Source organism: Phormidesmis sp. 146-20 (assembly GCF_052939475.1).
Genome location: NZ_JBJPHT010000002.1, coordinates 154,132 through 166,795 on the forward strand (window position 1 = coordinate 154,132; position 12,664 = coordinate 166,795).

The 12,664-nt window shown below is 48.3% G+C and carries 11 protein-coding genes; 6 read left to right on the plus strand and 5 right to left on the minus strand.

What is annotated here, in order from left to right; translation table 11 throughout:
• Window positions 1-35: 35 nt before the first annotated feature.
• The 6 genes from ACKFKH_RS02855 to ACKFKH_RS02880 all read left to right on the plus strand — a co-directional run bounded on the left by ACKFKH_RS02855 (window position 36) and on the right by ACKFKH_RS02880 (window position 9,578).
• Entirely contained in the window at window positions 36-2,588 is a 2,553-nt protein-coding gene (locus tag ACKFKH_RS02855; RefSeq protein ID WP_446856718.1) for a TonB-dependent receptor domain-containing protein, read from the plus strand.
• A gap of 11 nt (window positions 2,589-2,599) precedes the next feature.
• Window positions 2,600-3,433 (plus strand): class I SAM-dependent methyltransferase, encoded by an 834-nt coding sequence (locus ACKFKH_RS02860; RefSeq protein ID WP_446856719.1) that lies wholly within the window; start codon window positions 2,600-2,602, stop codon window positions 3,431-3,433.
• 27 nt (window positions 3,434-3,460) lie between these two features.
• Entirely contained in the window at window positions 3,461-4,603 is a 1,143-nt protein-coding gene (locus tag ACKFKH_RS02865) for an FAD-dependent monooxygenase (protein WP_446856720.1), read from the plus strand.
• 4 nt (window positions 4,604-4,607) lie between these two features.
• On the plus strand, window positions 4,608-5,834 hold the full coding sequence (locus ACKFKH_RS02870) for an MFS transporter (protein ID WP_446856721.1): 1,227 nt from the start codon (window positions 4,608-4,610) through the stop codon (window positions 5,832-5,834).
• Between the two features lie 24 nt (window positions 5,835-5,858).
• Window positions 5,859-7,649: an ABC transporter ATP-binding protein gene (locus ACKFKH_RS02875; protein ID WP_446856722.1), complete on the plus strand. Its 1,791-nt coding sequence runs from the start codon at window positions 5,859-5,861 to the stop codon at window positions 7,647-7,649.
• A 186-nt stretch (window positions 7,650-7,835) separates the two neighbouring features.
• A complete protein-coding gene (locus ACKFKH_RS02880) occupies window positions 7,836-9,578 on the plus strand; it encodes an ABC transporter ATP-binding protein (RefSeq protein WP_446856723.1) in 1,743 nt (580 codons plus the stop codon).
• Window positions 9,579-9,604: 26 nt separating this feature from the next.
• On the opposite strand, the gene ACKFKH_RS02885 is transcribed toward ACKFKH_RS02880, so the two are convergent.
• From ACKFKH_RS02885 to ACKFKH_RS02905, 5 genes are read right to left on the minus strand one after another with little or no spacing between them, the layout of a single operon-like run.
• A complete protein-coding gene (locus ACKFKH_RS02885; protein ID WP_446856724.1) occupies window positions 9,605-10,318 on the minus strand; it encodes a metallophosphatase in 714 nt (237 codons plus the stop codon).
• Between the two features lie 59 nt (window positions 10,319-10,377).
• Window positions 10,378-11,079 carry a class I SAM-dependent methyltransferase gene (locus ACKFKH_RS02890; RefSeq protein WP_446856725.1) on the minus strand — a complete coding sequence of 234 codons (702 nt, stop codon included), beginning with the start codon at window positions 11,077-11,079 and terminating at the stop codon, window positions 10,378-10,380.
• Between the two features lie 2 nt (window positions 11,080-11,081).
• The gene (locus tag ACKFKH_RS02895; protein WP_446856726.1) at window positions 11,082-11,408 is read right to left on the minus strand and encodes a metallophosphoesterase family protein; all 327 of its coding nucleotides are present in this window, start codon (window positions 11,406-11,408) and stop codon (window positions 11,082-11,084) included.
• Window positions 11,368-12,153, minus strand: a complete 786-nt coding sequence (locus ACKFKH_RS02900; protein WP_446856727.1) for a GTP-binding protein — start codon at window positions 12,151-12,153, stop codon at window positions 11,368-11,370. The genes ACKFKH_RS02895 and ACKFKH_RS02900 overlap by 41 nt, the downstream gene beginning before the upstream one ends.
• 32 nt (window positions 12,154-12,185) lie before the next feature.
• Window positions 12,186-12,578: an SCO5389 family protein gene (locus tag ACKFKH_RS02905; RefSeq protein ID WP_446856728.1), complete on the minus strand. Its 393-nt coding sequence runs from the start codon at window positions 12,576-12,578 to the stop codon at window positions 12,186-12,188.
• Between the last annotated feature and the right edge of the window lie 86 nt (window positions 12,579-12,664).

Consider the following 12,664-nt stretch of genomic DNA (forward strand, 5'->3'; position numbering starts at 1 on the left):
CAAACTGTCCGACTTTTTGAATTGAGGAGTGTATTGTGTCGCGAATTTCTCAACCCGATTTGAATCACCTGATGGGGTTCCCACTCATCCTGGCGATGGTCATGCCCATTCCAGCCGTGGCGAATGCGGTTTCGATCGACGATTCCACAGAACAGGCAACCAACAGCGTTGAGCGCTTAAAGGATGTGCAGCGTCCGGCCACAACGGTTGAGGAATGGCTGTCTCAATCTCCGACTTTGACAACCATTACGAATGTTCGCCTCAAGCCAGCCGAGGATGAACTAGAAATTGTGCTGGAAACTGCCGACGGCAAGCTGTTGCAGGGTGAAGTGAAACAGGAGCGTGATTCCTCACAGGAAAGGCTTGGTCAACGCCTGATTGTGACCATTGCCAACGCCCAACTACAATCTGCCTTTCAGCAAAACAATCCGGCTACTGGAATCATCAGCCTGACCGCCAGTAATGCAACAGCAACCACGGTTCAAGTCGTGATCACAGGTGCGCCAGGAGTGCCCCTGGAAGCCGATATTGTGCCCGGTACGACGGGCTTGACGGTGAGTGTCTTGACCGAAGCTGAAGAAGAAATCACCGTCACGGCTGAAAAGCGAGAAGACAGTCCGCAAAATGTACCCATCAGCCTGACTGTCATTCCCAAACGAGAACTAGAAGATGCTCAAATTGATTCGCTGCAAAGTATTGCCAACAATACTCCCAACTTCACTTTTTTGCGTGGCTCAACGGGAGCGTCCTACTTCAACTACTACAGCATTCGGGGACTCAGTAACTTCAACTTTTTGGCTTCTCAAGACAACGTGGCGTTTTACGTCGATGACGTGCCCTATGATTACGGCGGTTTTTTGGATGGGGTTCTGTTTGATTTAGAGCGAGTGGAAGTGCTGCGGGGGCCGCAAAGTACACTCTATGGCAGAAGCTCACAGGCGGGAGTGGTCAACATCATTTCGCGTCCGCCCAGTAATCAGCCAGAAATCCGCGCAGCTGCCAGCTATGGCAACAATAATTTTCGCAATCTGCAACTATCGTTGAGTGATGCAGTACTGCCAGACAAACTATTTTTCCGACTGGCAGGCATTTACAAAGCGCGGGATGGCATTGTAGAAAACACGTTTTTGAATCGAGAGGTCGGCGAAAAAAATGGGTTAGCTGGACGCGCTGAGATCCTCTGGACACCTGCTAAAGAGTGGAACATCTCCTTTAATACCACCATCAACTCTGACGATGACGGTAGCCCCCTGTTTGCCCCACGAGATACTCCCAACCCCTTTAAAGTTGCTCAAGATTTTGATGGCTTCTATCGCCTGGACAACAATACTCAAGCCTTGAAAGTTGCTTATGAGGGTACGGGGTTTCGAGCAGTTTCGGTAACGACGCGGCGATCGACCCAACAGGCTTTTGCCACCGAAGCGGACTATACCGAAGTGAATCTGTTTAACGGAATCGGGGCATTCGATTCTACGGTATGGACTCAGGAACTTCGATTTCAGTCTCCTAATACAGCCGATCGTTTGCGCTGGGTGGTGGGTGGCTATTTTGAGTCTCGCGAGTTTAATACCCTTCAAGACGGCATTACTCTAAGCAATTTGGGAGCCGCCGCGTTTGGGGCACCCTTCGCAGGCACGAACAATGTTTCTGCCGAACAGCAGCGCTATACCTATGCCGCGTTTGGACAACTGGACTACAAGCCGATCGAGCCATTAACGCTGTTTGCAGGCTTGCGCTATGAGTCTTCTCAAGTAGAGATGGTGCGGCGACGAATTTTTACCGTTCCAGGGTTGGGAGACGTGCCTCTAAGTCCCACGATTAGTGGTTTACAAGAAAAAAGTGATGCGCTTATTCCTCGGTTCGGAGCGCAGTATCGGTTTAGTCCAAACGTCATGGCCTATGGCACGATCGCCAAAGGCTATCGCCCCAGTGGGTTTAACTATCGGTCTGATACCGAAGCCACTCGCCGATTTCAGGAGGAAAGCTCCTGGAACTACGAATTGGGCGTGAAAACCTCCTGGCTAAATAACCGCTTAACAGCCAATCTAGCAGTTTTTCAAATTGATGCCAGTAACTATCAAGTTGCTTTGCCTGATGTAACAGGATTTTTCAACAATATTGCCAATGCTGACATCAAAAGTACAGGATTTGAACTAGAACTACGAGCAGAAGTAACAAAGGAACTCAGCCTGAGTGCTGGATTGGGCTACACCAACGCCACATTCAAAAACTACACCAATCCCTTTACAGGGCAGAGCTTCAACAATAATCGCGTCCCCGTTTCGCCCAGTCTCACTTATAACCTGGCGATGCAATATCACAGCACAGGGGGCATTTTTGGTCGCTTAGAACTGGTGGGATTAGGCAACACCTTTTTTGATGATGCCAACCAAATCGAACAAAAGCCCTATGCTCTGGTAAATGCTCGTCTGGGTTATGAATGGAAAACTGGAGGAATTTATGTGTTTGCTAATAACTTATTGGATACCCGCTACATTACTCAAGGCTTTGTGTTTCCGCCCCCCAATGTGATTGCTGCGTTTGGTGAACCCGTGACTTATGGAGTGCAGATTCGAGCAAATTTTTAAGGAGTCCTGTGATGACAAATCAATTGGAACCAACCCAACAACTAACTGGCGTTGCTGAAACTCTAATGATCACCCTGTATGCACGAGTGGTAGAAACGCAGCGATCGGATAGTTTACTCCAAGATCCAAAAGCCGTTGAAATTGCTCAAAAAACAGATTACGACTTCAGTAAATACCAGAAGGGATGGGCTTCTCAGCTAGGGGTTGTGATTCGAGTGAGAGAGTACGATCGCATTGTCAAAAGCTTTTTAGAAGCTCATCCTGGTGCAGTCGTGATTAACTTAGGATGTGGATTATGTACCCGGTTTACGAGAATTGATCACAAAGAAGTTCATTGGTATGAAGTCGATTTTCCTGAAGTCATTGAACTCCGACGCAAGTTCTTTGAAGAAACCGATCGCTACCAGTTTATTGCAAAATCCATTCTCGACTTTACCTGGATTGATCAGATTCAAAGAGCGCCCAATCAACCGCTGATCGTGGTGATGGAAGGGGTTTCTCCCTACTTGAGTGAAGCTGAAAATCGCAGCATTATTTTGCAGTTGCGCGATCGCCTTGCTCCTGTCGAAATTGTTCTTGATGTACTCGATCGTAAGGCGGCAAAAAATTCCAAGAAGCATGATACTGTCTCCAAAACCAATGCTGAGTTCAAATCAGGCTTTGATGCTGGGCAAGAATTAGAAACTTGGGGAGATGGCATCCGCCTCAAAGATGAAATTTATTCGCTCACCCAGTTTGCGGACTATCCCGATCGCCTACCTGTTTGGGCAAGATACATCCGATTTTTGCTTGTCCCTGTATTCAAAAATTCTGCTCGTATTCTGCGTCTGCAACTTACCAAGTAACCACTATTTTTAGTCACTATTTTCACAATGAAAATTCTCATTTCTGGTGGTGGTATTGCTGGACTCACGTTCGCCTATTGGCTACAGCAGTCTGGCTTTCAGCCCATTGTGATTGATAAAGCAACAGAATTTAAGCGCGTGGGCTATCCGCTAGGAACCTATGGAGCGAGTGTACAAATTCTCGAAAAAATGGGACTGTTGGAAACATTGGTTCAGAAAAGTATTCCCTTGACTGAATCAGCTTTTGTAGATAGCACCGGACGCATCATTCGCAAGCTGAATATGAGTCAGGTTTTTACTGTAGAGCAGCGTAACCTGGTATTAAATCGCGCCGACCTGCATTTAGCTATTTACGAAGCGGTCAAAGATCAGGTTGAAATCCGCATGGGTCACATGATTCAGACCGTCGAACAACAGAGCGATCGCGTCACCGCCACATTTAACAATGGCAGTTTTGAGTCTTTTGATTTACTCATCGGTGCTGATGGAGTACATTCTCAGACGCGCCAACAGGTTTTTGGTAATGGCTTTGAGAAGTTTTTTAATGTCGCTTACATGGCTTTTTTTAGCCAATATACTCCCCCAGATTTGGGCGATTGTAACTATAACATTACGCTGCCTCGCCGCTACGCTGGCATTGGTAAATATGGCTCATCCGGCATTGGGGCATTTCTACTTTACCAATCACCGCCCGGTCGCAAAATTCCACCTCAAGAACGAGTGCCCCATCTACTTCAAGAATTTGGCGATGCTGATTGGTTGATTCAAGACGTGATTCGCAGTGTTCAAGATCCAACCACTATTTTTTATGATGACATGCTGCAAATTGTCATGCCTCAGTGGTCAAAGGGGCGAGTTTGCCTGATTGGAGACGCTGCCCATACCCTAACACTGATGTCTGGACGCGGCGCAGGCACAGCGATTTTGGGTAGCTATCTCTTAGCAAAAGCACTCACTCAGCAAGACTACACCCATGCATTTGCGACCTACGAAAATCACCTGAGAAAAACAGTGAATGACTTGCAAAAAGATGCTTTTAAGCTAACTCAAATGATGCTGCCAGAAACCCAATGGTCGATCGCGCTAACCAACCTCTACATGAAATACATTCCAGAATCCTGGCTGCTAAATCGATTCACAAAGTCTGCTGCACTCATTGAGGCATTGTAATTTTATGTCTAAGTCATCCATCCCTAAATTGAGTCTGTTGGCAAGTTTATATGTTTCGCAGTACATTCCGATCGCTTTCTTCTATCAAGCACTCCCCACTTTTCTCCGGCAGCAAGGTGCTTCTTTAGAAGTCATTGGCATGATTGGTTTTCTGGCTGTACCCTGGATGCTGAAGTTCCTCTGGGCCCCTTACATCGATCGCATTCGCTTTCGTTGGGGACACTATCGGATCTGGATTATTTTGTTTCAAAGCTTGTTAATCTTCAATCTTGTTCTGTGTGCATTTCTAGATCTAAAAACTCAACTACCACTAATGTTAGGCTGTATGTTTTTAGTCTGCTTTTTTGCTGCCAGTCAAGACATTGCCACGGATGCTCTCGCGATCGGACTGCTCACTCCAACTGAACGGGGCATCGGCAACGGCATTCAATCCGGAGGCAATTTTCTAGGATCGATCATCGGTGGAGGCATTCTGCTCATTCTGCTCGATCGCCTCGGTTGGACAGTTAGCCTACTGCTACTAGCAAGTTTTATGGGACTGTCGCTTTTTCCCGTCATTTTTCACCCAGAAACAATCCTCCCTCCCCCGACCCAGAAACCTGGCTTGCTGACGCTACTGCAATTTTTCCGCCGTCCGGGACACTGGCAATGGTTACTGATGTTATCGCTGTATATGGCAGGGGGCAGTATGGCGAGTGCTATGATTCGTCCCTTGATGGTCGATCGCGGATTCTCACTCACCGACATTGGTTGGATCTTAGGCGTGGTTAGCTTTAGTGCAGGGCTAGTTGGCTCACTGTTCGCTGGATGGCTCATCAGTTGTTGGGGACGCAAGCGATCGCTGATCCTGTTTGGTCTTCTGTCGGCAGTTGCGATCGCAACCTACTTACCCATTGCCTTCGGATCATCTAGCCTGACTTTGATGTATGGTTCCAATATTCTAGTGGCGATCGCGGCTGGCATGGCATACACCGCAACGCTGACAGTGATGATGGATTACAGCCGCCCAGAAACTGCCGGAACCGACTACACCTTGCAGGTTTCCACAATCTACTTCACTGGCATTTTAGCAATGGTATTGGGCGGATTTGTCGCAAAAGCATTTGGCTATGCGGTCATGTTTGCGATCGGGATTATCTTAACGTTGTCCAGTGTTGCCCTGATCGCGAAAGGCTTTTCTAGCCGAGAATTAGCCCCTCTAACGGCACCTGAATCGATTGCTCATCTGTGATCTGTTAAACCCCAATTACTCCAAATGACTGATCAACTCTACCCAAAGCCACCCCTAAACATCTGGGAAGTCATGGCTCCAGTGCAAGGCAGGATTATCACAGCGATCGCGCTTTCTGTGATCAGCACTATTGCCGCGATTGTGTCTTTGTTGGCGATTCCACCCATTGCGTCTGAGCTACTCAAGCCTGCTCCTGATGGTAATCAAATCTGGATGTGGGTAGCAGTTTCCGCGATCGCAGTGGCCATTTCTTTTACCACTAAAGTATTTGCCTCCAGTACTTCCCATTTAGCAGCATTCAAGTTAGAAGTAATCGTGCGAACCGCCATCACTGAACACCTGGCAAAAGTACCGCTGGGATATGTGATTACAACGGGTTCCGGTGCGATTAAGAAGATTGTTCAGGATGATGTCAAATCGCTCCATGCCTTTGTTGCCGACAGTACTCCGCTCCTTGGACGAGCATACACTACACCTGTAATCTCGCTGATTGCGATGTTGATTGCCGATTGGCGGTTGGGATTGGTGACAGTGGCTGTGTTGCCGATCGGACTGATTTTTATTCGGTTAGCATTGCAAGACTATGCTGAAAAGCGAGGGGAATACGATCGCGCTAATGAGCAGATCAACAGTGTGGTGATTGAGTTTGTGCAAGGGATGCAGGTCGTCCGCACCTTTGATGATGGCAGTAGTTCTTTCGCCCGATTTCAGCGATCGCTCGATTCTTTTACGCAATCGATTCGAGACTGGAACAAAACCACGGGCACCTCTGGACGCTTGGGCACACTCCTGTTTGAACCCTTACCCACGCTGATTGTTATTTCAATCGTCGGAGCCTGGCTCATGATCCAGGGATCACTAAAATTCCCGCAACTGTTGGTGTTTTTGCTACTATCGCCTCGATTGTGTGGAGCCTTCAAACCGATTTTTACCCTGTCCTATTTCATCAATCAGGCAAATGCGGGAGCAAAACGGATTGGGACAATCTTGGCAGAGCCTCCGTTACCGCAGCCAGAACAGCCCAAACAACCCACAGAGGCTTCCATACAGTTCCACGCAGTCACTTTCTCTTATGGCAACCGTCTCGCCCTGCAAGAGGTCAGCATTGAGATGCCCGCAGGGAGCGTTACCGCTTTGGTTGGTTCCTCTGGTGCAGGTAAAACTACGATCGCCCGATTGATTCCGCGCTTTTGGGATGTGGAGGATGGCGCGATCGCTATTGGGGGTGTGGATGTGCGAGAAATGACCTCTGACACTCTGATGTCCTGGGTTTCTTTTGTATTTCAAGACACTTTTTTGCTGTATGACACGATTCACAACAACATTAAATTAGGCAAAATCAATGCTACCGATGCCGAAGTAGAAGCTGCTGCTCGTGCGGCTCAGGCCCATGAGTTTATTCTGTCGTTACCACAGGGATACAACACGATCGCCGGAGAGCGCGGCTCCTATCTATCTGGGGGGCAACGACAGCGAATCACGATCGCTCGTGCCATTCTCCAAGATAATCCCATTGTGGTATTAGACGAAGCAACCGCCTTCGCTGATCCTGAAAATGAGGCATTGATTCAAGCGGCGATCGCGTCTCTAACAACGGGCAAAACCTTAGTCATTGTTGCTCATCGGCTACCTACTATCATGAGCGCGGATCAAATTGTTGTATTAGATCAAGGGCAAGTCGTGGAGCAAGGTAACCATGATGAATTGGTGAATGCAAATGGCGTGTATGCCAAACTTTGGGAGCGGCACGAAGAAGCCCAACAGTGGAAACTCCAGTTGAAAGTCAGAGAAAGCACTACTCTTGAGGCACTTTAGATGCGGGCATTGCTGAATCAGGAGATGAATTGCCCCAAAGCGGCAGGAAACTCAAGGTTCAAAGTCCCCAATTTGGGGGATTTAGGGGGCGAAAAGATCGACACTTCCCACAGATTCATCCCTCTAATCACCAACAGGTGTAGGTGCGTTCTATCTAAGTTAATCTCTCAAAGTAGCAGAAGTTTTATGCTAAAAACCTATCGTCGGATGTTGGATGTTGCAGGCTCCTATCAACCTCAATTGAAAACAGCATTGTGGCTATCAGTCATCGCTTCCGTTTTGCAAGGCATTATTTTTGCATTGTTTTTTCCACTGCTCACGGCTTTGCTCACACAACCGATCGATACACAACCGATTGGGATACTGCTGGCAATCATGGCAGTACTTGTTCTGATCGAAGGCTTCATTCGCTGGCAAGAACTTGATTTTGGCTGGAACACCTCCAATGATGTTGCCCACGAAACCCGATTACGCTTGGGAGAACAACTGCGACGAATGCCACTAGAAGAACTCAATCGTCGGCGATCGGGCGACCTCAATGTTGTTCTGAGCGGCAATGTTAGCGAGATTGTTTTGTGGATTGGTAGCCTATGTACGCTGGTGATTCAAACGCTGATTGTGCCATTGACGATCGTGCTGGTGACGCTGTTCATTGATTGGCGATTAGCCGTGGCGCTATTCGTTGCCTTTCCGTTTGCGATTCCGCTCTATCGCTATTTCCGCACGCTGACGGCTCAAGTGTTCCGTGATGTGGCAATGGCTGATGCAGAGGTTGCCTCTCGCGTGGTAGAATATGCTCAAGGATTGCCTGTACTCAGAGCAACCCAACAAACGGGGCAACAGTCGCAGCGATTACAAGCTGCATTGGTCACTCAGCGATCGGTTCAGTCCACCGCACAACGCTTGTTTAACTTGCCGTCGATCGCGCTCTCCACCGTGGTCGAAGCGGGAATTTTACTCGTGCTGGCTTTAGGGACACTGTTTATTTTACAAGGAAGTTTGTCTGTCCCCGCTCTGTTTGCGCTGATTGTGATTGCTCTGCGATTTAGCGAACCTTTGGCACAACTGACTGGGTTAACTAGCATCTTTGACCTGATGGAAAGTGGGCTAGAACGCATTGAAGCGGTGATGAATATTCCTCCTCTCCCTGTGCAATCTACATCAATTCAACCGACTCGATTTGAGATTACGTTTGAGCAAGTCTACTTTCACTATGCTGATCAGAGCGACTGGACGCTGCAAAATCTCTCCTTTCAGTTGCCAGAGCGATCGCTGACGGCTTTAGTCGGATCATCAGGGAGCGGAAAATCGACGATCGCTCGTCTGATTAGTCGCTATGCAGATGTGCAGCAGGGCAGCATCAAGATTGGCGGAGTCGATCTGCGTCACCTAGAGCAAGCTCAACTGATGCGGCTGATTTCCGTCGTCTTTCAGGATGTGTATCTATTTGACGACACGATTTTGAATAACATTCGCATGGCAAAGCCAAATGCCACCGATGCCGACGTAAAAACGGCTGCCCGTGCTGCTAATTGCCACGAGTTTATTACACGCTTGCCCAACGGCTATGAGACTCGCGTCGGCGAAATTGGTGGCGCATTATCGGGCGGTGAACGGCAGCGAATCTCTATTGCCCGTGCCATTCTCAAAGACGCGCCGATCGTACTGCTAGATGAGCCAACTTCAGCCTTGGATACCGAAAGCGAAGTGGCAGTACAACGGGCGATCGATCAACTAGTAGCAAATAAAACTGTGATTGTGATTGCTCATCGCCTCTCTACTGTCGTAGGTGCTGATCAAATTCTAGTGTTAGAGAATGGGCAGATTGTAGAGCGAGGAACTCACACAGAACTAATGTCCAACGACGATCGCTATGCCTTGCTCTGGCAAACTCAACAACAGTCTCGTCAATGGCATATCGCTGCGTAAGATGATTTCGCCTCAAACTACATTTCTTACAGAGCAGCAAACCCACGACTTTTACCATATCGCACCGTTCTAAATTCAATTTGATTCGTGTTGGGATTGTAGAGCGTGTAGGTTGCCTGTCCGGGAATGCGTCCGACATTGCCTACCCCAATCACCTGGCAGGGTTTGACCAGAGTGGCTTGTGGTGGAGCTACCTGATCTAAGGTTGTGAGGCTGGAGGTCACACTACCCTGCTGAATTTCGTATTGGAACGTTAATCCCGATCGTCCACAGAAAAGAATGTTCGCATCCATTCGCATCAGGCGATCGAGCATTTGAATGGGCGATGTATCCGGTGTTAATTCATCACTGACACTAACGCTGCTGCCATGAATCAGTAAGCAATCGAGTTCAAAGAAACCAAAATCGAGCGATCTTACCCATTCAACCATTTCCCGTGGAATCGCGTCCCACAAGGTTTTCACCATTTCGATACCATAGCGCTCAATCAGTTCAGTCGGTTCCCCTATTCGTCCCAGCCCGTGCAAAATCAGCAACTGTTCTTCCCACCAACCCTGACAAATTTGTGGAACAGGTTCATTCGAGCGCGGCGATCGAACTCGTTCAATCACTTTTTCAGTTTCGGGTGTCGGGGCAATCACATCACCCAAGATATAGAGTTCTTCGACTGGCGATCGCTGCCGTTTGATGTCCGCCAGTACTGCTTCATAAGCAGCTAAATTACCTTCGATTCCGCTCAAGATTACCTAGTAAGTCATTATTGCTGCACTACAAACTTTGTAATTTTGGCTCACTGCAACTATGCTGCAAACGCTACCCAGCCTGCAAAAATAAAAGCAGTATAGAAGCGGGTTATGTTGACGAAACCCGCTTGAGCCAATAATTCCAGGGTTCGTTCTTCTGGAATGCATTGGATGTGTTGCCACACTCCGTCAGCAAGTTCGCTGAGCCGCTGTGATTCCATCCCTACCATTTGTGCTCGTTTCTGCCATCCGTCAACCAATCGCTTAAACACCTCTGATTGCTTATCTCCATGCGAATCTACTAACACAAATGGGCTACCTGGTTGAAGACGAGCCGCGATCGCCTTGAGGTAATCCAGTTTTGTGCCATCATCTGGGAGAAAATGCATCACAAGTAGGCTAGTAGCAGCGTTGAAGAGGTGTATTGGAAGTTCTTGCACAACGCCATGATAAAGTCTGACGCGGTTCTCAATTTCTAAGGAATCAACCTTTGACTGAGCCACTGCCAGCATTCTTTCAGAGGGATCAACCCCTGTGAATTGCCAGGTTAGACGAGTTTGACTCAAAGAACTAATCTCATTACCACCGCCTGCCCCAACCACAAGAACATGAGCATCATCGGTCAAATAAAGCTGGAATAAAGCCGCCAGCATTGCGAGCATGGCATCATATCCCGGAATACTTTGCCGTACTGCGATGTCGTAGTCAGCCGTTGGCAAATTGGGATTCTGATCAAAATCAAATGGGTTTTCACTCATGGCTACCGCTCACATACATGAGTTGGATCATCGGCGCGTTCAGCGTACTCTAGCCCTTTAGACAACTTGCCGCGCTTTTCTGCCAACACTGATGGATAACTACATTCACAGGAATTCAACCCTTCCACAATGTCTTCATCCCAACATCCCTGACAGGTGGGAATATCGAGCGCGCGAATCATTTCTACTACGGCATTTGGATGGGGGTCATACCCCACGAGATCACCGAGACAGTAGACCTTATCGGCATTGTGATCGTCAATGTCAGACAGTACCGCATTCAAGGCTTCATAGTTGCCATGAATGCAAGACATTACCGCAATCTTCATCTGCTTCCTCTCCTGGTTCTAATGAGTCTTTAATTTGTTTTTGGTAGTCAGCGATCGCCTGATCATTCAAGCAACAGTCTTTAATAGTTTGAGCGATTGAGTCCTGATCCAGCGCTTCACCAACGACCTCAATGCCTCTCAATCTATCGGGTCTACCATTTAGCCAGCGCGGTAGATTGAGTTCCAAGTAGGTTGGTTCAGCAAGTCCAGTCACAAAGTCGAAATGGAGCGACCTCCCATCAGCAACATCAAAAACGCCTTTGGCGCGTTGAACAGTTCCATACGCCCCATGCGTCAGTTCATACCAAAAAGTATTGAGACTCGCGAGGTCAAGCACCTGTCCCGACAGAACAGAACGCCAGAGATGAGGCTGTGATAACGCCGCACCCGTCTCAACACCCGTTACCACCAGGTCTGCCCAGCCGTGCCATTCTGTGTGTCGAGTTCCCGGCGGCAACACCGCCACTCGTCGGCAGTCTGCCATCTGGTCAGGCAGAATTAGAGAAGTTAGATCAATATGAAACCCTAGTTCAACATAGACAGCAGATCCCGCCAGCGGATGGGCTAAAAAGTCAGTCAACTGCTCGACTTGGAGCACGGTGAGTCCCGCAACCTCTGCTGCCAGATAAGTTGGATCGATGGGAGTATTTCCCGATCCCAGATTTAGATAGACGGCTGTCTCAGCAGCAGAATTGATCTGTTGCTGTATCCAGGTCGTTTTTCCCGCGCCAGGTGGACCAGACACCAGTGTGATGTTAAGTGATGGCATCAGAAGTTCTAACAGTCTTGCAGTTCAGGGGTTTGGTTGAGAATCTGATTCCGAATAGACGTAAAGTTGCGGTAGGCATCAGAATCCAGGCGATCGCGCCGAAAGACTGCCAGATTATGACAGTTTTGAAAGGCTAGCTTTACGTCAAAGTGCCGCTCTACCGCCCCCCGAATCGCATCACCCCCCACCATACGAAGCAATTGTCCTCGCGCCTGTTCGCTAGGTGGGGCAACCGCATGGTTTGCCCACTCCTCGCCATCCTGGTGGAGGCTATGGGACAGCTTCTCGACAATATTCCAGGCGTAGGGCAAGGATTGCTGGATGGTTTCGACAAAGGCTGACTCATCCACCTCGCCTGCTGCTGCTTGTTGAACCAGGGCTTCACTAACGTTTAGAGACATTTTTTCTCCTCATAATCCATTAACTGCAAAACATCGTCCTATGATACAACTAAAATGATAATCATTCTCACAAACTGACAATCGAT